Source organism: Streptomyces sp. NPDC088354, assembly GCF_044753585.1.
Lineage (GTDB): Bacteria > Actinomycetota > Actinomycetes > Streptomycetales > Streptomycetaceae > Actinacidiphila.
In genome coordinates this window covers 528127-547577 of sequence record NZ_JBIVNJ010000001.1, presented here as the reverse complement: position 1 = coordinate 547577, position 19451 = coordinate 528127, and the positions used below count along the sequence as shown (strand labels likewise).

Here is a 19451-nt window from a genome sequence, read left to right as displayed (position 1 = left end):
ACCGGCTGGGGGATTACGCACGGGGGCGGCGCGGCTAATGTGGGTGAGATGACCACCGAAGGGCCCGCGGCTGCGCCGCGCACGCTGGCGGAGGATCTCCGCGCCCGGGGCGACGGGGCGTTGTCCGCGCTGCTCCGGGCGCGTCCGGACCTGCTGAGTCCCGTACCGAACGACCTGTCGCAGCTGGCGACCCGCGCCGGGACGCGGGCATCGGTGGTGCGGGCGCTGGAGCGGCTGGACCGCTTCACGCTGCAGGCGGCGGAGGCGCTCGCGGTCGCACCGGACGGCGCGCCGCTCGGAACGCTGCTGTCGCTGATGGGACCGGAAGCCGCCGACGCGCTGCCCAGGGCGCTGGAGACGCTGCGGACGCAGGCGCTCCTGTGGGGCGGGGACGACCGGCTGCGGCTGGTGCGGACCGCGCGGGACATCCTGGCGCCGGCCGCGGGGAGCGTTTCGCCGACCGGGCTGGGCCCGAGCGTGGCCGAGGCGACGTCGGGGATGTCGCCGGGGCGCCTGCAGCAGATCCTGGAGACGGCCGGGCTGCCGCCGACCCACGACCCGGTGAGCGCGGTGGACGCGCTGACCGCGCTGTTCGCGGACCGGCCGCGGATGACCGCGCTGCTGGAAGCGGCGCCGTCGGAGGCCGTCGCGGTGCTGGGCAGGCTGACCTGGGGCCCGCCGTACGGCGAGGTCGCGGACGTCGGCACCCCGCCCGCGCCCGTGCGGTGGCTGCTGGAGCGGGGGCTGCTGCTGCCGGCCGGTGCCCGCAACGTCGTCCTCCCCCGTGAGGTCGCCCTGCATCTGCGGGACGGGCGTGCGCACCGCACGCCCGAACCGGTGCCGCCGGCGGTGGAACCGCGGGCACACGATCCACAGGCTGTGGACGCGACCGCCGCCGGCCAGGCGTTCACGGCCATCCGCACGGTCGAGGAACTGGTCAAGCAGTGGGAGACCGGCGGCCCGCAGATACTGCGCGCGGGCGGGCTGAGCGTGCGCGACCTGAAGCGGGTGGCGACGGCCCTGGACGTGGCGGAGCCGGTCGCCGCGTTCTGGCTGGAACTCGCCTACGCCGCAGGCCTGATCGCCTCGGACGGCGAGCTGGACGAGGCGTACGCGCCCACGCCCGAGTACGACGAATGGCTGCCGCTCCCGGCCGAGCAGCGCTGGGCCGTGCTGGTCACGGCCTGGCTGACGGCCACCCGCACCTCCGGTGTGGTGGGCACCCGGGACGCCAAGGGCCGCGCCCTGGCAGCGCTCGGCCCCGACCTGGACCGCTCGCTCGCGCCCGAGGTCCGCCGCCAGGTGCTGGACTTCCTCGCCGCACTGCCGGCCGGCGCCTCCGCCACACCCGACGCCCTGCTGGCGCGGCTGCGCTGGGAGCGGCCGCTGCGCGGCGGTGCGTCGATGGACGGGCTGCGCGCCGACCTCGTGCGGTGGACGGCGTCGGAGGCCGAACTGCTGGGGGTGACGGGACGCGGCGCGCTGGCGGCGCACGGCCGGGCGCTGCTGTCCGCGGCCGGCGACCGGGCCGCGCGCGCCGCCGCGCTGCTGCGGCCGCTGCTGCCCGAACCGCTGGACCACGTACTGCTGCAGGCCGACCTGACCGCTGTCGCGCCGGGCCCGCTGCAGCCGCACCTGGCGGAGACGCTGCACGTGCTGGCGGACATCGAGTCCAAGGGCGGCGCGACCGTCTACCGCTTCACGCCCGAATCCGTGCGGCGCGCCCTGGACGCCGGGCGCACGGCGGCCGAGCTGCACGCCTTCCTGGCGGCGCACTCGCGCACCCCCGTGCCTCAGCCGCTCAGCTACCTCGTCGACGACGTGGCCCGCCGCCACGGGCGGCTGCGGGTGGGCGCGGCCTCGGCGTACCTGCGCTGCGACGACGACGCCCTGCTCAGCGAGGTGCTGGCGGATCGCCGGGCGGCGGGCCTCGGGCTGCGCCGCCTCGCACCGACCGTACTGGCCGCCCAGGCCGACCCGGGCACTCTGCTGGAACGCCTGCGGGCGATGGGGCTGGCCCCGGCGGCGGAGTCCGCCGAGGGGGACGTGCTGATCACTCGCGCCGACGCCCGCAGGACGCCGCCGCGGAGCGCCCCCGTCCCCGTGACCGACGGCCCTCCGGTCCCGGACGGCACGCTGCTCATGGCCGCGGTGAAGGCGATCAGGGCAGGCGACCGCGCCTCCACGGCGGTGCGCCGGGAGAGCGTGCCGCGCCCCGCCGCGGGCGGCGACCGGGGACTGCCCCGCACGGCCGCGGCGGAGACCCTGGCCACGATGCAGGCCGCCGTGCTCACCGGCGAATCCGTGTGGATCGGCTACGTCAACGCGGACGGCGCGGCCAGCCAGCGCGTGATCGGCCCCCTCCGCGTCGAGGGCGGCTTCGTCACCGCCTACGACCACACCGCGGACGAGGTCCGCACGTTCGCCCTGCACCGCATCACGGGCGTCTCCGAACTCGCCGACGACTTGGCGTAGGCAGCCCCACCACCGCCCTGCTCGCGCCCCCCGTCCGCGGCAAGCCCCGCACGGGCGCGAGGAACCGCGCGCCCAGCCACGACGCACCCGCACCCGACCCGCGACACCAGCCCCCCCCAGGGGCGCGAGGAACCCGCGGCGACCCGCGAGCCCGACGGCCCGGCGCAGCCGTCCGCCGGGGCGGAACGCCCGACCGCAGCCGGACGGACCCCGGACGCGGTCACGGCGGCCGCAGGCCGCAGGGGCATGGAAAACGGGGACCGGAGCGTTAACGCGGGGCGATGAGGGACCATGGGTAGTTCAGCCCGGCCCCGGTTCCGGCCCCGGCCCGCCCCTATGCGGAGGTTTGTGTGTCCTGTCTGATCGTCCAGAGCGACAAGACCCTGCTCCTGGAGGTCGACCACGAGCTGGCCGACGAGTGCCGCCGGGCCATCGCCCCGTTCGCCGAGCTGGAGCGCGCGCCGGAGCACATCCACACCTACCGCCTGACGCCGCTCGGCCTGTGGAACGCGCGGGCCGCCGGGCACGACGCGGAGCAGGTGGTGGACGCGCTGGTGAAGTTCTCCCGCTACCCCGTGCCGCACGCGCTGCTCGTGGACATCGCCGAGACCATGGACCGGTACGGCCGGCTGACGCTGAGCAAGCACCCGGCGCACGGCCTGGTGCTGACCTCCACGGACCGGCCGGTGCTGGAGGAGATCCTGCGCTCGAAGAAGGTGGCCCCCCTGGTGGGCGCCCGGATCGACCCGGACACCGTGGTCGTGCACCCCTCCGAGCGCGGCCAGATCAAGCAGGTGCTGCTGAAGCTGGGCTGGCCCGCCGAGGACCTGGCCGGCTACGTGGACGGCGAGGCGCACCCGATCGAGCTGGCGGAGAACGGCTGGGCGCTGCGCCCGTACCAGAAGCAGGCCGTCGAGGGCTTCTGGCACGGCGGCTCGGGCGTGGTCGTCCTGCCCTGCGGCGCCGGGAAGACGCTGGTCGGGGCGGGCGCGATGGCCGAGGCGAAGGCCACGACGCTGATCCTGGTGACGAACACCGTCTCGGCCCGGCAGTGGAAGCACGAGCTGGTGAAGCGGACCTCGCTGACCGAGGACGAGATCGGCGAGTACAGCGGCACGCGCAAGGAGATCCGCCCGGTCACCATCGCCACGTACCAGGTGCTGACGACCAGGCGGAAGGGCGTCTACCCGCACCTGGAGCTCTTCGACTCCCGGGACTGGGGCCTGATCGTCTACGACGAGGTGCACCTGCTGCCCGCGCCGGTCTTCAAGTTCACCGCCGATCTGCAGGCCCGCCGCCGGCTCGGCCTGACCGCGACGCTGGTGCGCGAGGACGGCCGGGAGTCGGACGTCTTCTCGCTGATCGGCCCCAAGCGCTTCGACGCGCCGTGGAAGGAGATCGAGGCGCAGGGCTACATCGCGCCCGCGGACTGCGTGGAGGTGCGGGTCAACCTCACCGACTCCGAGCGCCTGGCGTACGCCACCGCCGAGGCCGAGGAGAAGTACCGCTACTGCGCCACCACCGCGACCAAGCGCAAGGTCACCGAGGCGCTGGTGGCCAAGCACCAGGGCGAGCAGACGCTGGTCATCGGGCAGTACATCGACCAGCTGGACGAGCTGGGCGAGCACCTGAACGCCCCGGTCATCAAGGGCGAGACGACCAACACGCAGCGCGAGAAGCTCTTCGAGGCCTTCCGGCAGGGCGAGATCTCGGTGCTGGTGGTCTCGAAGGTCGCCAACTTCTCCATCGACCTGCCGGAGGCGACGGTCGCCATCCAGGTCTCGGGCACCTTCGGGTCCCGTCAGGAGGAGGCGCAGCGCCTCGGCCGGGTGCTGCGGCCGAAGGCGGACGGTCACGAGGCCCGCTTCTACTCGGTGGTCGCGCGCGACACGATCGACCAGGACTTCGCCGCCCACCGGCAGCGCTTCCTGGCCGAGCAGGGGTACGCGTACCGCATCGTCGACGCGGACGAGCTGCTCTGACGGCCGCCGTCAGTAGCGCGTGCCGTCGGGGCCCAGCAGGACGATGCGGACAGCGCTCGTCAGGTAGACCTTGGCGGCACGCAGCGCGTTGCCGAGGAGGTACCGCGGGGGGCGGTGCGCCGCGTCCGCCGTCAGGGCGGTGCTGCCCCGGACGCGGGATGTGCGGGCTCGTGCCATGCCCCCAATGTACGCACAAGTGATGCTTTGGGGAGAGCTGTGCCCGGGTGCGGCGGGAAACCCGTTCGCGCCCTCCGTCCCGGCGGCGTAGGATCCCTCCTCTTGCCGCCCGCCCCCCCTGGGGACGGTGCCGCCGGCCGGACGGAAACCGGCCGGGTCATGGTGTTACTCGCATTCGTATCAGGACAGCGCCCCGCCCCCCGCGCCCCCGCGCGCGCCGGTCCGGGGCCGGCTGAGCCATGCCCTACGTGCCGCCGGAGGCAACCCGTGCCCGGGGAACAATCCCTCACGACCGACAATCCGCTCGACCGCGAACGCGCCCACCTGGCCGCGTCCCGCACCGCCCTGCGCGCCATGCGCGCCGACGTCGAGGCGCTCGACATCAAGGACGTCACCGCCAACTGGGTGAACGCCGAAGTGCTCCAGGCGGAGATCGACACGCGCATCAAGGCCCTCGCGGACCTCGCCCACACCCCGCTCTTCTTCGGCCGTCTCGACTACCTCGACGGCACCAAGGACGACGCGGACGGCGAGGAGGCCGAGCACCGCTTCTACATCGGCCGCCGCCACGTCCACGACGCCGACGGCGACCCGATGGTCATCGACTGGCGGGCGCCGGTCTCCCAGCCCTTCTACCGCGCCTCGCGCAAGGACCCGCAGGACGTCGCGCTGCGCCGCCGCTTCGGCTACACCGCCGGCGACCTGACCGCGTACGAGGACGAGCACCTCACCGACCCCCGCGAGGCGCAGACCTCCAGCAGGCTGCTCCAGCAGGAGATCGAGCGGCCCCGCGTCGGACCGATGCGGGACATCGTCGCCACGATCCAGCCCGAGCAGGACGAGATCGTCCGCGCCGGGATCGGCGGCACGGTCTGCGTGCAGGGCGCGCCCGGCACCGGGAAGACCGCCGTCGGCCTGCACCGGGTGGCGTACCTGCTGTACGCGCACCGCGAACGCCTCGCCCGCACGGGCACGCTCGTCATCGGCCCGAACGCCTCCTTCCTGCACTACATCGAGCAGGTGCTGCCCGCGCTCGGCGAGCTCAGCGTCAAGCAGGCCACGGTCGACGACCTGGTCGCGCACGTCCCCGTCCGGGGCACCGACAGCGCGGCGGCCGCCGGGGTGAAGGGCGACGCGCGCATGGCGGAGGTGCTGCGCCGGGCGGTCCGCTCGGGCATCCGGATGCCCACCGAGCCCGTCGTGGTGGTGCGCGGCTCGCGGCGCTGGCGGGTTCCCGCCTACGCGCTGGAGGAGCTGGTCCGTGAGCTGATGGACCGCGACATCCGCTACGGCGCCGCCCGCGAGGCCCTGCCGCAGCGGATCGCGCACGCCGTGCTGGTGCAGATGGAGGCGGCCGGCGAGGCGCCGGACGACCGCGTGCAGGACGCGGTGGCGCGCAACGCGGCGGTCAAGGCGGCCGTGAAGGAGGTCTGGCCGCCGGTGGACCCGGCGAAGACGGTGCTGCGGCTGCTGTCCGAGCCGGAGTTCCTGGCGCGGTGCGCGGAGGGCCTGCTCACGGAGGAGGAGCAGAAGGAGATCCTCTGGGCGAAGCCGGCGCGGGGGGTCGCCTCCGCGAAGTGGTCGGCGGCCGACGCCGTGCTGATCGACGAGGCCCACGACCTGGTGCAGCGCACCGGTTCGCTCGGCCACGTCGTCGTGGACGAGGCCCAGGACCTGTCCCCCATGCAGTACCGGGCGGTCGGGCGGCGCTGCTCCACCGGTTCCGCCACCGTCCTGGGGGACCTGGCCCAGGGCACCACGCCCTGGGCCACCGCCACCTGGGAGGAGGCGCTGACGCACCTCGGCAAACCGGGCTCCCGGGTCGAGGAGCTGACCCAGGGCTTCCGCGTGCCGCTGGAGGTCATCGCCTATGCCTCCCGGCTGCTGCCCGCCATCGCCCCCGGCCTGACCGAGGCCACGTCCGTCCGCGACAACCCCGGCGCCTTCTCCGTCACCCAGGTGCCCGCGGACGGACTGACCGCCGCCGTGGTCACCGCCTGCCGCGAGGCCCTGGACCGCGAGGGCTCCACCGGCCTCATCGCCGCCGACGCCCGCATCCCGGTGCTGGCCGAGGCGCTGTCGGCGGCCGGGCTGCCCTGCCTCTCCCCCGGTGAGGAGACCACCCCGGACGTCCGGCTCACTCTCGTCCCCGCCTCCCTGGCCAAGGGCCTGGAGTACGACTACGTCGTCCTCGACGAGCCCGCCGCCGTCGTCGACGGCGAGCCCGACGAGCGCACGGGCCTGCGCCGCCTGTACGTCTCCCTCACCCGGGCCGTCTCCGGCCTCGCCGTCCTGCACTCCGCCCCGCTGCCGGAGGCGCTGCGGTAGGCCCCGGGCGGCGCTACTTCGAGGGTGCCGCCGCGAGGAGGGCCGCCCGCAGGTGGCCGTCCGCGTCCGTGAGGAGGCGGGCGGCCGTCGCCGCGTCGACCCCGGCGAGCAGGACGAGGACCGCGTGCTTCACCTCGCCGCCGGTGGCGGTGAGGGCGGCCTCGATCTCGTCGTCGGGGGCGCCGGTGGCCTGGGCCACGATGCTGCGGGACCGGGCGCGGAGCTTCTCGTTGGAGGCCCGGACGTCGACCATCAGGTTTCCGTAGGTCTTGCCCAGCCTGATCATCGTGATGGTCGAGAGCATGTTGAGGACGAGCTTCTGGGCGGTGCCCGCCTTGAGCCGGGTGGAGCCGGTGAGGAACTCCGGGCCCGTGACGACCTCGATGCCGTGTTCGGCGGCGGCGGCGAGCGGGGAGCCGGCGTTGCAGGACAGTCCGACCGTCAGCGCGCCGCGGGCGCGGGCGTGCTCGACGGCGCCGACCGCGTAGGGGGTGCGGCCGGAGGCGGAGATGCCGACGACCGCGTCGTCCGGGCCGAGCCCGAGTGCGTCGAGGTCCGCTGCGGCCGTCTCGCGGTTGTCCTCCGCGCCCTCGACGGCGTCGGACATCGCGCGCGGGCCGCCCGCGATGAGCCCGATGACCTGGCCGGGCGTGGTGTTGAAGGTCGGCGGGCACTCGCTGGCGTCCAGGACGCCGAGGCGCCCGGCGGTGCCCGCGCCCGCGTAGACGAGGCGGCCGCCGCGGCCCATCCGGGCGGCGATGCCGTCGATCGCGGCGGCGATGGCGGGGAGTCGGGCGGCGACGGCGGCCGGGACGGTGCCGTCCTCGGTGTTCATCAGGCGGGCGATGTCGAGGGTCGGGAGCCGGTCGATGTCGGCGAGGTCGGGGCGGAAGGCCTCGGTGGTCAACCGGTCCAGTTCGCGGCGGAGCTCGCGGTGCGTCATGACGGGTGGTTCCTTCGGGGGCTGTGGCGATGGGCCAGGGCTTCGTACGAGGCGGCCAGGGCCGGTCCCGCGGCGTCGTAGGTGCGTTGCGCGACGCCGATGAACAGGCAGTCCACGACCAGCAGTTGACTGGTGCGGCTGGACATCGCGGCCGGACGGAACTCGCTCTCCCTGCCACTGGAGGTGAGGAGCACGTGGTCGGCGTACTGGCTGGCCGTGCCGTCGGCGCGGCCGGTGATCGCGATCGTGGTGGCGCCCCGGTCGAAGGCGGCACGCAGCGGTTCGACCACGTCGTGGGTGTGCCCGGAGTGGGTGACGGCCACGGCCACGTCGCCCTGCCGGAGCTGCACGGCGTTGGTGACGGCGAGGTGCGGGTCGCTCAGGGCGTGCGCGATGAGGCCGATCCGCAGCAGCTTCTGCACCAGGTCCTGGGCGACCAGGCTGGAGGCCCCTATGCCGTAGACGTCGATGCGACGGGCGGCGGCCAGCGCGCCGACCGCGGCCTCCAGTTGGGCGACGTCCAGTTGCGCGGCGGTGTCGGCGAGGCAGCGCTGCTCGTCCTCCGCGAGCTTGGCGACGACGTCGGACAGCGGGTCGCCGACGGCGATGTCCGGGGTGACGGCGGGCCGGCCGCCGGCCTCCTCGCGGGCGGCGAAGGCGGCCAGGGCGAGGCGCAGATCGCGGTAGCCGGGGTAGCCGAGCAGCCGTGCCGTGCGGACGACGGTGGCCTCGCTGGTCCCGGTACGGACGGCCAGCGCGGTGACGGTGAGCCGGGAGCAGCCCGCCGGGTCGGCGGCGACGGCCTCCGCGACGCGCAGCATCGAGCGGGTCATGGAAGGAGCCAGGGTCCGGACCTTGGCGGCCAGCCCCCCGGTGCTGAAGGTTTCTTTCGTCTTCTCGGCCACACCGCGAAAGCTATTTTCGGGGCCGGACGGCGTCAAGGACGTCCGGACGGCCGCTGGGCGACAATAAGGGGCATGGATTCCGACGTCCCCGGCTCCGCCGGCGCCCCCGACGCCCCCGCCGCACTGGAAGCCGCGCTGCACAGCGCCCGCGCGCTCATCCTCGCCGACCTCACCGCCACCGACGTGACCGACGCCGGGATCGTCTCCCTCGTCGAGGACACCGTCGCGCAGCGCCGGTGGTGGGTGGAGCAGTGGCCGGACGGTGCCGCGTTCGTCGCGGGCCTGGTCGCCCAGGACGTCAAGGACGCCCTGCTGGAACGGATGGGCCGGTGGCCGCTGTGCCCGCGCTGCGCGGACCCGCACGCCCTGGACGTCGAGCCCGAGCTGGGGCCCGACCCGCACTGGGTCTGCGAATCGCTGGGCGAGGTCGTGGCCCCGGTCGGCTCGCTGGCCGCCGCGCTGGGCGGGGCCCGCTGACCGTGACCCTCTACATCGACCCGCCGACCTGGGCGGGTCACGGCAGGCTGTGGTCGCACCTGGTCAGCGACGCCTCGTACGAGGAGCTGCACGCGTTCGCCGCGGCGATCGGATCACCGCGTCGGGCGTTCGACGGGGACCACTACGACCTGCCGAGCGAGCGGTACGCGTCCGCGGTGGCCGCGGGGGCGGTCGAGGTCGGCAGCAAGGAGTTGCTGCGCAGGCTGACGGAGGCGGGGCTGCGCAGGCCCAAGCGGCGGCGTCCTCCGGACGCGGGTGCGTAGGTTTTTTTGCGGGGGGGGGTGCGGTGCGGGTGCGTCGTGGCTGGGCCCGCGGTTCCCCGCGCCCCTCGGGGGCCTGACCGTCGCAGGTCCCGTGCGGGTGCGCCGTGGCGGGGCGCGCAGTTCCCCGCGCCCCTCGGGGGCCTGACCGTCGCGGGTCCCGTGCGGGTGCGCCGTGGCTGGGCGCGCAGTTCCCCGCGCCCCCGAGGGGCCCGGTGCGGGTGCGCCGTATGCCGCGCCCCAGGGGGCACGGGGGGTCAGGCGCTGACGTAGGCGGCGAGGTGGGTGGCGGTGAGGGTGGTGCCGGAGGCGACGAGGTCGGCGGGGGTGCCCTCGAAGACGATGCGGCCGCCGTCGTGGCCGGCGCCCGGGCCGAGGTCGATGATCCAGTCGGCGTGGGCCATGACCGCCTGGTGGTGCTCGACCACGATGACCGACTTGCCGGAGTCGACGAGCCGGTCGAGCAGGCCGAGCAGTTGCTCGACGTCGGCGAGGTGCAGGCCGGCGGTCGGCTCGTCCAGGACGTACACGCCGCCCTTGTCCGCCATGTGCGTGGCCAGCTTGAGCCGCTGGCGCTCGCCGCCGGACAGCGTGGTGAGCGGCTGGCCGAGGCTGAGGTAGCCGAGGCCGACGTCGGCGAGGCGGCCGAGGATGGCGTGCGCGGCCGGGATGCGGGCCTCGCCCGCGCCGAAGAACTCCTCCGCCTCGGTCACCGACATGGCGAGCACCTCGCTGATGTCACGGCCCCCGAGGCGGTACTCCAGCACCGCCGCCTGGAACCGCCTGCCCTCGCACTCCTCGCAGGTCGTGGCGACGCCCGCCATCATCGCGAGGTCGGTGTAAACGACACCGGCGCCGTTGCAGACCGGGCAGGCGCCCTCGGAGTTGGCGCTGAACAGTGCCGGTTTCACGCCGTTGGCCTTGGCGAACGCCTTGCGGATCGGCTCGAGCAGCCCGGTGTAGGTCGCCGGGTTGCTGCGCCGCGAGCCGCGGATCGCGCCCTGGTCGACCGAGACCACGCCCTCACCGGCCGGGATCGACCCGTGCACGAGCGAGCTCTTGCCGGAGCCGGCGACACCGGTGACCACGGCCAGCACCCCGAGCGGGATGTCGACGTCGACGCTCTGCAGGTTGTGCGCCGTCGCGCCGCGGATCTCCAGCGTGCCGGTGGGCTTGCGCACGCTCTCCTTGAGCGTGGCCCGGTCGTCGAAGTGGCGTCCGGTGACGGTGCCGGCCGTCCGCAGTCCGTCGACCGTGCCCTCGAAGCAGACGGTGCCGCCCGCCGTGCCGGCGCCGGGGCCGAGGTCGACGACGTGGTCGGCGATCGCGATCACCTCGGGCTTGTGCTCCACGACGAGGACCGTGTTGCCCTTGTCCCGAAGCCGCAGCAGCAGGCCGTTCATGCGCTGGATGTCGTGCGGGTGCAGGCCGACGGTGGGCTCGTCGAAGACGTAGGTGACGTCGGTGAGCGAGGAGCCGAGGTGGCGGATCATCTTGACGCGCTGCGCCTCGCCGCCGGACAGCGTGCCCGACGGCCGGTCCAGCGAGAGGTAGCCGAGACCGATCTCGGCGAACGAGTCGAACGTGTCCACCAGGGCCGTGAGCAGGGGAGCGACGGACGGCTCGTCCAGCCCCCTGACCCACTCGGCGAGGTCGCTGACCTGCATCGCGCAGGCGTCGGCGATGCTGATCCCGGCGATCTTCGAGGACCGGGCCGACTCGCTCAGCCGGGTGCCGTCGCACTCGGGGCAGACGGTGAAGGTCATCGCCCGCTCCACGAACGCCCGGACGTGCGGCTGCAGCGCGTCGACGTCCTTGGAGAGCATCGACTTCTGGATCTTCGGGATCAGCCCCTCGTACGTCAGGTTGATCCCCTCGACCTTGATCTTGGTCGGCTCCTTGTGGAGGAGGTCGTGGAGCTCCTTCTTGGTGTACTTGCGGATCGGCTTGTCCGGGTCGAAGAAGCCGCTGCCCTTGAAGATCCGGCCGTACCAGCCGTCCATGCTGTAGCCGGGGACCGTGAGCGCGCCCTCGGCGAGCGACTTGCTGTCGTCGTAGAGCTGGGCCAGGTCGATGTCGGTGACCGTGCCCCGGCCCTCGCAGCGCGGGCACATGCCGCCGAGGCGGTTGAAGGTCGCCTTCACCGTCTTCTTGGCGCCGCGCTCGACGGTGATCGCGCCGCTGGCGCGGACCGAGGCGACGTTGAAGGAGAACGCGTTGGGCGAGCCGATGTGCGGCTGCCCGAGCCGGCTGAAGAGGATCCGCAGCATCGCGTTGGCGTCGGTGGCGGTGCCGACCGTGGAGCGGGGGTCGGCGCCCAGCCGCTGCTGGTCGACGATGATCGCGGTCGTCAGCCCCTCGAGGACGTCGACCTCGGGCCGGGCCAGCGTCGGCATGAAGCCCTGCACGAACGAGCTGTAGGTCTCGTTGATCAGGCGCTGCGACTCCGCGGCGACCGTGCCGAAGACCAGCGAGCTCTTGCCCGAGCCGGAGACGCCGGTGAACACGGTCAGCCGGCGCTTCGGGATCTCGACGCTGACGTCCTTGAGGTTGTTCACCCGCGCGCCGAGCACGCGGATCAGATCATGGCTGTCGGCACCGTGCGGCGCGGCCGGCCCACGCACGGAGGGGGCCATCCTCGTGTCCGTGCTCATCGTGTCTGGTCTCCCTCTGGTCCTCGGGCCGGGTGCCCGCCGACATCGAACAGTACGTCGCTCAGCTGTCCTGGAGCAGCCCGAGGACGTTGCCGTCGGGGTCGGTGAAGGTGGCCACCAGGCGGCCGCCGCCGACGTCGTGCACCGGCTCCTTCACCGTGCCGCCCGCGGCCGTCACCTCGGCGAGCTTCGCCTCGATGTCGGCCACGTGCCAGTAGGTCACCGGCGAGGTCATGCTCTGCGGTCCGCCGTTCGGCACCAGGCCGATGTGCTGGCCCTCGGCCTCGAAACCGACGTAGTACTCCCCGTCGTGCTGCGGCGCCGTGCCGAGCAGGGCGGCGTACACCCCCTTGGCCTTCGCCAGGTCCGATACGGGGTGCAGCACGGTCTTGATGCCCTGGGTGGAAGATCCGCTCATGGTGGCTCACTCCTGAGGTCGTGGGTCCTGCCGGGGCGGCGGCGGTGCCGCCGTCGCTCTCCCGGCCACGCTAGTCGTGACCCCGCGGCCGGGGCTTCTCGAATCCTGACCGGTCCGCCGCCGCGCCGCTCAGAGCGGATCGCCCGTGAGGCGCCCCGCGGGGAGCGTGCGCCCGCACAGCGCGGACGCCAGGTCGCCGGCCGCACCGCTCAGGCCGGGGCCGGAGCCGTAGGACCAGTCCAGGTCGGTGGCCCGCAGCGCGCGGCCGTCGATCGCCACCCCGAAGTGGGCGTGGCCGCCGCCGTACGTCAGGTCGTTCAGGACGGCGGTGGCGGCCGGCTCCGAGGCGGTGCGCTCCCCGCCGAGCGGCACGGTGATGTCGAGGCCGTGGATCACCACGTGGTTGAGGGCACCGCGGACCCCGCCGCCCGGCGGGGTCCAGTGGTGCATGACCTGCGAGCGCAGCCCGGCGACGAGCACGTCCTGCGGCAGCGCGGCGTCGCGGGCGGCGACGGCGTCGGACAGCCGGGTGAAGTCGTAGTCGCAGGCGCGCAGTTCGGCCATGAACTCGTCCTCGGTGTACCGCGCGGCCATGGTCATGTGGGCGACGACCTCGCGCACCCGCCAGCCCTCGCACAGTGACGGCGTGTCCCACCGCTGCTCGCCCGCCGTGTCGAGGAGGTCGGCGAGGGAGAGGTACGCGGCGGTGACGGCGGTGCGCAGTGCGGCGTCATCGGTCATGGCGGTGCTGCCTTCCGGTGGGTGCGGTGAACGGCACGTCTCAAGGGGCAGACCGGTCCCGCGGCGCGGAGTCATCGGCGGAGAGCAGGAGTTCCAGTTCGGTGGTGAGGTTGCGGCGGGCGGTGTCCTCCCACCGTTCGTAGCCGATGGTGGTGCGGAACAGCCGTGGCAGCGCGAGGAGCTGGCGCAGCACACCGGCGCGGCCGGCCCGGAAGGCGTCGTCGGGGACGAAGCCGTACTCGTCGCGGACCGCGGCGGCGTAGGCGGCGTACGCGACGGGGTCGCCGGCCAGGACCGCGAGGTCGGCGTCGCACAGCACCTGGCCGTTGCGGTCGCCGTCGCCGGGGTGGTGGGTGACGGTGAGCCGGACGAGGCGCACGACCTCGGCGGTGATGGTGTCGGGGACGCCCGCCTCGGGGAGCGCGCGTTCGGCGAGGCGGGCGCTGCGCTCCTCGTTCTCCGAGCGGTCGGGGCGGTAGACGGCGTCGTGGAACCACGCGGCGAGCAGCACCGCGTCGATGTCCTCGGCGTACTCGGCCAGGGAGTCGACGTGGACGAGCACCGCGGCCAGGTGGTCGGTGGTGTGGTAGCGGCGCTGCGGCTCGGCCCAGCGGGCGAGCAGGTCCTCGCCGTAGGGCCTCGGGTCGACGGACTCGGTCTGGCAGCGGCGCAGCAGCGCGCTCCAGTGCGTCAGCAGCTCGGGATCGGTGGCGGCCATCTGGCCATTGTGGAGTACGGGGGTCGCGGGCCGGCGGAGGCATGTGGGATCCTGGATATATGTCTAGACCAATTTTCGAAGTGATCGCGCTCGACGTCGACGACGCACGCGCGGCCCAGACGGGGGGCGCGGACCGCCTCGAACTGGTCACCGACATGTCCGCCGACGGCCTCACCCCGCGCCGGGAGGTCTTCGCGGCCGTGCGTGCCGCGGTGGACGTACCGGTGCGGGTGATGCTGCGCGGCCGGGCCGACTTCGCGGCGGGCGACGCCCGGGAGGTCGACGCGCTGTGCGCGGCGGCGGCCGCCCTGCGCACCGAGGGCGCCGACGAGTTCGTGCTCGGCTTCCTGGACGCGGGCGGCGGGCCCGACCTGGGGGCGGTGCGGCTGCTGGCCGACGCCGTCGGCCCGGGGGCGCGCTGGACGTTCCACCGTGCCATCGACCACTGCGCGGACCGCACCGGGCTGCGCGCGGCGCTGCGCGGACTGCCCGGGCACGACACGTACCTCACGGCGGGATCGGCCCGCGGCGTCGACGCCGGCCTGGGCGTCCTGGTCGCGGAGGCGGCCGAGGGCGTGCCCGGCGATCCGCAGCTGATGGTCGGCGGTGGCCTGCGCGCCGAGCACCTGCCCCGGCTGCTCGCCGCGGGCATCGACGCCTTCCACGTCGGCGGCGCGGTCCGCCCCGGCGGCTGGGCGGGCCCCGTCGACGCGGAGGCCGTACGGACCTGGCGCGATCTGCTCGACGCGCCGGTCGCCGTCGGCTAGCCCCGGTTCCCGGGAACGCCCGAGGGCGGCACCCCGTGCGGGGTGCCGCCCTCGATCGTGTACCGCTGAACCCTCGCGGGATCAGAAGTCCATGTCACCGCCCGGCATGCCGCCGCCGGCCGGGGCCGCGGCCTTCTCCGGCTTGTCGGCGATGACGGCCTCGGTGGTGAGGAAGAGCGCGGCGATGGAGGCCGCGTTCTGCAGCGCGGAGCGCGTCACCTTGGCCGGGTCGATGATGCCCTCGGCGATCAGGTCGACGTACTCGCCGGTCGCGGCGTTGAGGCCGTGACCCGGGGTGAGGTTGCGGACCTTCTCCACCACGACGCCGCCCTCGAGGCCGGCGTTGACCGCGATCTGCTTCAGCGGGGCCTCCAGGGCCAGCCTCACGATCGCCGCACCGGTGGCCTCGTCGCCGTCGAGCTCGAGCTTCTCGAAGACGTTGGACGCCTGGAGCAGGGCCACGCCACCACCGGCGACGATGCCCTCCTCGACGGCGGCCTTGGCGTTGCGCACCGCGTCCTCGATGCGGTGCTTGCGCTCCTTGAGCTCGACCTCGGTGGCCGCGCCGGCCTTGATGACGGCCACGCCGCCGGCCAGCTTGGCGAGGCGCTCCTGGAGCTTCTCGCGGTCGTAGTCCGAGTCGCTGTTCTCGATCTCGGCACGGATCTGGTTGACCCGGCCCTGGATCTGGTCGGCGTCGCCGGAGCCGTCCACGATGGTGGTCTCGTCCTTGGTGACGACGACCTTGCGGGCGCGGCCCAGCAGCTCCAGACCGGCGTTCTCCAGCTTGAGGCCGACCTCCTCGGACACCACGGTGCCACCGGTGAGGATGGCGATGTCCTGGAGCATGGCCTTGCGGCGGTCGCCGAAGCCCGGGGCCTTGACGGCAACGGACTTGAAGGTGCCGCGGATCTTGTTGACGACCAGGGTCGACAGGGCCTCGCCGTCCACGTCCTCGGCGATGATCAGCAGCGGCTTGCCGCCCTGCATGACCTTCTCCAGGAGCGGCAGCAGGTCCTTGACCGCGGAGATCTTGGAGTTGACGATCAGGATGTACGGGTCGTCGAAGACGGTCTCCATACGCTCCAGGTCGGTGGCGAAGTACGCCGAGATGTAGCCCTTGTCGAAGCGCATACCCTCGGTGAGCTCCAGCTCCAGACCGAAGGTCTGGGACTCCTCGACGGTGATGACGCCTTCCTTGCCGACCTTGTCCATCGCCTCGGCGATGAGCTCGCCGATCTGGGGGTCAGCGGCGGAGATGGAGGCGGTGGAGGCGATCTGCTCCTTGGTCTCCACGTCCTTCGCCTGCTCGAGCAGGGCGGCGGAAACGGCCTCGACGGCCGCCTCGATGCCACGCTTCAGGGCCATCGGGTTGGCACCCGCGGCCACGTTGCGCAGGCCCTCGCGGACCAGCGCCTGGGCGAGGACGGTCGCGGTCGTCGTGCCGTCACCGGCGACGTCGTCCGTCTTCTTCGCGACCTCCTTGACCAGCTCGGCGCCGATCTTCTCGTACGGGTCCTCGAGCTCGATCTCCTTGGCGATGGACACACCATCGTTGGTGATCGTGGGGGCGCCCCACTTCTTCTCGAGGACGACGTTGCGGCCCTTGGGGCCGAGGGTGACCTTGACGGCGTCGGCGAGCTGGTTCATCCCGCGCTCGAGACCGCGCCGTGCCTCCTCGTCGAACGCGATGATCTTGGCCATGTGAAGTGGTCCTCCCGGACTTGGGGTCCCCCCGCGGCACACGGCTGCGGGGAAGGATTACTCCAGGACCGCGCCGGCGCCCGCGACGGACGGCCTGCCTCCCGCCGGTTCCTTTCCGGCGGTCGAACGGGCCTCACCCACTCGGTCCTTTGTCACTCTCAACGTCAGAGTGCTAACGCCAATGATTAGCACTCGCCCTAGGAGAGTGCAAGCCGCTCGGCCGGTCTCCCGCGGGGCCGCCGAAGATCCCCCGGCGTCCGCCGGCGCCCGGGGAACGCGCGAAGGCCCGCCCCTGTGGAGGGGGCGGGCCTTGACAGTGATGTTCGAGCGCGTTCGTACGTGGCGCTCCGTGGCCGATGCGCGGCGTCAGCCGGCGGCAAGGCGGACCATGTCCGCCTGCGGCCCCTTCTGGCCCTGCGAGATCTCGAACTCGACCCGCTGGCCTTCCTCGAGGGTGCGGTAGCCGTCCATCTGTATCGCGCTGTAGTGCACGAAGACGTCCGCACCACCGTCGACCGCGATGAAGCCGTAGCCCTTCTCCGCGTTGAACCACTTGACGGTGCCCTGAGCCATTCCTAACTCCCCTATTGCTGGCCCTTCACAGACCCGCACCTCGCGGACCCGGGTCAGACCTCACCCCCTACAGCCAAGGGGGCGTGCGCCGGAACGCGTCGACCGCGGCTGAATGTATCTGCACGGACGCTGTCTGCAACAGGTCAATCGGACGAGAAATCCGGGCACGGAAAAAGGGAAGAACGGCTCGAACGGCCAACAATCCGGGGCAACTCGGGCGGGACATATGTCGCCAACACGACAATCACCGCTGGAATTTGGCGATAAATCGCCGACAAGGGCGCCCCGTGAAGAGGGTTTGCGCAGAGCGTTGCAGGGGGTTGCGAGCCTCCGGAGCAACTGTACAGCCCTTCAACTACCCCTCACGCACACAGGGGTGCCGGGAGCAACTCCCGGCACCCCTGGCCGTTCCGCGGCGCTCGCGGCTCAACAGCCCCCGGCGACCGCCGGGATGATCGAGACGGACGCGCCGTCGGCCACCACGGTCTGCAGGCCCTCGGAGAAGCGGACGTCGTCGTCGTTGACGTAGACGTTCACGAAGCGGCGCAGCTTGCCCGTGTCGTCCAGGACGCGGGCCGAGATACCGGGGTGGTCCTTCTCCAGCGACTCGATGACCTCGGCCAGCGTGCCGCCGGCGGCGGGCACCTCGGCCCGGCCGCCGGTGTAGGGGCGAAGGATGGTGGGGATGCGGACGTTCGCGCTCATGATGCGGGGTTCACCTTCGTTCTGGGACGGTCGGCGGTCGGCGGTCGGGGTCAGCCGGCCAGGCCGGCGGCGCGGAACGCGTCGAGGCTCGGGCGGATGGTGGCCGTGGGGCGGGAGGTCGCGGCGACGGCGTCCAGGGTCTTGAGCCCGTCACCGGTGTTGAGGACGACCGTCTCGGCGGCCGGGTCCAACTGCCCGCTCTCGATCAGCTTCTTCAGGACGCCGACGGTCACACCGCCCGCCGTCTCCGCGAAGATGCCCTCGGTGCGGGCCAGCAGCTTGATGGCGTCCACGATCTGCTCGTCGGTGACGTCCTCGACCGCGCCGCCGGTGCGCCGGGCGATGTCCAGCACGTAGGGGCCGTCGGCGGGGTTGCCGATGGCGAGCGACTTGGCGATGGTGTTGGGCTTCTGCGGGCGCACGACGTCCTGCCCGGCCTTGTAGGCGGTGGAGACCGGGGAGCACCCCTCGGCCTGGGCGCCGTAGATGCGGTACGGCTTGTCCTCCACCAGGCCGAGCTTGATCAGCTCCTGCAGCCCCTTGTCGATCTTCGTCAGCTGGGAGCCGGAGGCGATCGGGATGACCAGGTTGTCCGGCAGGCGCCAGCCGAGCTGCTCGCAGATCTCGTACGCGAGCGTCTTGGAGCCCTCCCCGTAGTAGGGGCGGAGGTTGACGTTGACGAAGCCCCAGCCCTCGCCGATCGGGTCGCCGATCAGCTCGCTGCAGAAGCGGTTGACGTCGTCGTAGTTGCCCTCGATGCCGACCAGTTCGCCGCCGTAGACGGCGGCCATGACGACCTTGCCCTCCTCCAGGTCGTGCGGGATGAACACGCAGGACCGGAAGCCGGCGCGGGCCGCCGCGGCGCCGACCGCGCCCGCGAGGTTGCCGGTGGACGAGCAGGACAGCGTGGTGAGGCCGAAGGTGCGGGCGGCCTCGAGGGCGATGGCGACGACGCGGTCCTTGAAGGAGTGCGTGGGGTTGCCGGAGTCGTCCTTGATGTGCAGGCCGCCGGTGACGCCCAGTTCGCGGGCGAGGTTGTCGGCCTTGACCAGCTTGGTGAAGCCCGGGTTCAGGTTGGGCTTGGTCGCCACGTCGGCGGGGACGGGCAGCAGCGGCGCGTAGCGCCAGATGTTGTTCGGTCCGGACTCGATCCGCTTGCGGAGCGTCTCGGGGTCGCCGGCGGGGAGATCGTAGGCCACTTCGAGCGGCCCGAAACAGACCTCGCAGGCGAAGACCGGGCTCAGCGGGAAGCGTTCGCCGCACTCGCGGCAGGACAACGCGGAAGCGGGTCCGAAGGGGGAATCCGTGGACGCGACGTCGGTGACAACAGTCTGCGCAGCCATGTCAGGCGAGGCCCTTTCTCCTCATCTTCCTCACGGCGAATCTCGCCACGAGACGGAATTGGCACCTTCCCCACCTGGACCTCGCGGTCGGCGGGAGGGTTGCCGGGGCTTCAACGGGCCGTTCCCTCTGCCCCTCTGGATGAGCGGTATGGCACCGGGCCCAGGGCCCGTGCATTTGTCGTACGGGGCGCGATCACCGCGGACATACGATGGTCATGCCTCGTGTTCAAGACTGTAACCGACGACCTCGAACCTGGTCA

Annotated in this window: 17 protein-coding genes and 1 riboswitch; of the genes, 6 read left to right on the top strand and 11 right to left on the bottom strand. The window is 72.9% G+C overall.

Features of this window, described 5'->3' with window-relative positions; genetic code table 11:
• Positions 1–48: 48 nt before the first annotated feature.
• Positions 49–2475 (top strand): helicase C-terminal domain-containing protein, encoded by a 2427-nt coding sequence (locus ACIP98_RS02575; RefSeq protein ID WP_319662970.1) that lies wholly within the window; start codon positions 49–51, stop codon positions 2473–2475.
• Between the two features lie 350 nt (positions 2476–2825).
• Complete coding sequence (locus ACIP98_RS02570; protein ID WP_319662969.1) at positions 2826–4457, top strand: DNA repair helicase XPB; 1632 nt, start codon at positions 2826–2828, stop codon at positions 4455–4457.
• 9 nt (positions 4458–4466) lie between these two features.
• Here the strand turns inward: ACIP98_RS02570 and ACIP98_RS02565 are convergent, their stop codons facing one another.
• The gene (locus tag ACIP98_RS02565; protein ID WP_319662968.1) at positions 4467–4634 is read right to left on the bottom strand and encodes a hypothetical protein; all 168 of its coding nucleotides are present in this window, start codon (positions 4632–4634) and stop codon (positions 4467–4469) included.
• Between the two features lie 159 nt (positions 4635–4793).
• Here ACIP98_RS02565 and ACIP98_RS02560 point away from each other — a divergent pair, with 159 nt between their 5' ends.
• Positions 4794–6962: a HelD family protein gene (locus ACIP98_RS02560; protein ID WP_401973299.1), complete on the top strand. Its 2169-nt coding sequence runs from the start codon at positions 4794–4796 to the stop codon at positions 6960–6962.
• 13 nt (positions 6963–6975) lie between these two features.
• Here the strand turns inward: ACIP98_RS02560 and murQ are convergent, their stop codons facing one another.
• Together murQ and ACIP98_RS02550 are read right to left on the bottom strand one after the other, a co-directional pair.
• Complete coding sequence (gene murQ / locus ACIP98_RS02555) at positions 6976–7905, bottom strand: N-acetylmuramic acid 6-phosphate etherase (protein WP_401973298.1); 930 nt, start codon at positions 7903–7905, stop codon at positions 6976–6978.
• Entirely contained in the window at positions 7902–8810 is a 909-nt protein-coding gene (locus ACIP98_RS02550) for a MurR/RpiR family transcriptional regulator (protein ID WP_401973296.1), read from the bottom strand. Before ACIP98_RS02550 ends, murQ begins: the two co-directional genes overlap by 4 nt.
• Before the next feature lie 72 nt (positions 8811–8882).
• Here ACIP98_RS02550 and ACIP98_RS02545 point away from each other — a divergent pair, with 72 nt between their 5' ends.
• Together ACIP98_RS02545 and ACIP98_RS02540 are read left to right on the top strand one after the other, a co-directional pair.
• The gene (locus tag ACIP98_RS02545) at positions 8883–9287 is read left to right on the top strand and encodes a hypothetical protein (protein ID WP_401973295.1); all 405 of its coding nucleotides are present in this window, start codon (positions 8883–8885) and stop codon (positions 9285–9287) included.
• A 2-nt stretch (positions 9288–9289) separates the two neighbouring features.
• On the top strand, positions 9290–9571 hold the full coding sequence (locus tag ACIP98_RS02540; protein WP_319662963.1) for a DUF4031 domain-containing protein: 282 nt from the start codon (positions 9290–9292) through the stop codon (positions 9569–9571).
• A gap of 254 nt (positions 9572–9825) precedes the next feature.
• Here ACIP98_RS02540 and ACIP98_RS02535 read toward each other — a convergent pair whose 3' ends face one another.
• The 4 genes from ACIP98_RS02535 to ACIP98_RS02520 form a co-directional block, all read right to left on the bottom strand.
• A complete protein-coding gene (locus tag ACIP98_RS02535) occupies positions 9826–12222 on the bottom strand; it encodes an ATP-binding cassette domain-containing protein (RefSeq protein WP_401973292.1) in 2397 nt (798 codons plus the stop codon).
• Between the two features lie 61 nt (positions 12223–12283).
• Complete coding sequence (locus tag ACIP98_RS02530) at positions 12284–12640, bottom strand: VOC family protein (RefSeq protein ID WP_319662961.1); 357 nt, start codon at positions 12638–12640, stop codon at positions 12284–12286.
• A 129-nt stretch (positions 12641–12769) separates the two neighbouring features.
• Positions 12770–13381: a maleylpyruvate isomerase family mycothiol-dependent enzyme gene (locus ACIP98_RS02525; RefSeq protein WP_401973290.1), complete on the bottom strand. Its 612-nt coding sequence runs from the start codon at positions 13379–13381 to the stop codon at positions 12770–12772.
• A gap of 40 nt (positions 13382–13421) precedes the next feature.
• The gene (locus ACIP98_RS02520; protein WP_319662959.1) at positions 13422–14099 is read right to left on the bottom strand and encodes a hypothetical protein; all 678 of its coding nucleotides are present in this window, start codon (positions 14097–14099) and stop codon (positions 13422–13424) included.
• Positions 14100–14158: 59 nt separating this feature from the next.
• Between ACIP98_RS02520 and ACIP98_RS02515 the strand changes: the two genes are divergently transcribed.
• A complete protein-coding gene (locus ACIP98_RS02515; protein ID WP_319662958.1) occupies positions 14159–14866 on the top strand; it encodes a copper homeostasis protein CutC in 708 nt (235 codons plus the stop codon).
• 81 nt (positions 14867–14947) lie between these two features.
• On the opposite strand, the gene groL is transcribed toward ACIP98_RS02515, so the two are convergent.
• From groL to thrC, 4 genes are all read right to left on the bottom strand, one after another.
• Complete coding sequence (groL, locus tag ACIP98_RS02510; RefSeq protein WP_319662957.1) at positions 14948–16570, bottom strand: chaperonin GroEL; 1623 nt, start codon at positions 16568–16570, stop codon at positions 14948–14950.
• A 366-nt stretch (positions 16571–16936) separates the two neighbouring features.
• On the bottom strand, positions 16937–17143 hold the full coding sequence (locus ACIP98_RS02505) for a cold-shock protein (protein ID WP_005486335.1): 207 nt from the start codon (positions 17141–17143) through the stop codon (positions 16937–16939).
• 426 nt (positions 17144–17569) lie between these two features.
• Positions 17570–17848: a ubiquitin-like small modifier protein 1 gene (locus tag ACIP98_RS02500; protein ID WP_319662956.1), complete on the bottom strand. Its 279-nt coding sequence runs from the start codon at positions 17846–17848 to the stop codon at positions 17570–17572.
• Positions 17849–17898: 50 nt separating this feature from the next.
• Positions 17899–19191 (bottom strand): threonine synthase, encoded by a 1293-nt coding sequence (gene thrC, locus ACIP98_RS02495; RefSeq protein WP_319662955.1) that lies wholly within the window; start codon positions 19189–19191, stop codon positions 17899–17901.
• Between the two features lie 18 nt (positions 19192–19209).
• Positions 19210–19337: riboswitch (SAM riboswitch) on the bottom strand.
• Between the last annotated feature and the right edge of the window lie 114 nt (positions 19338–19451).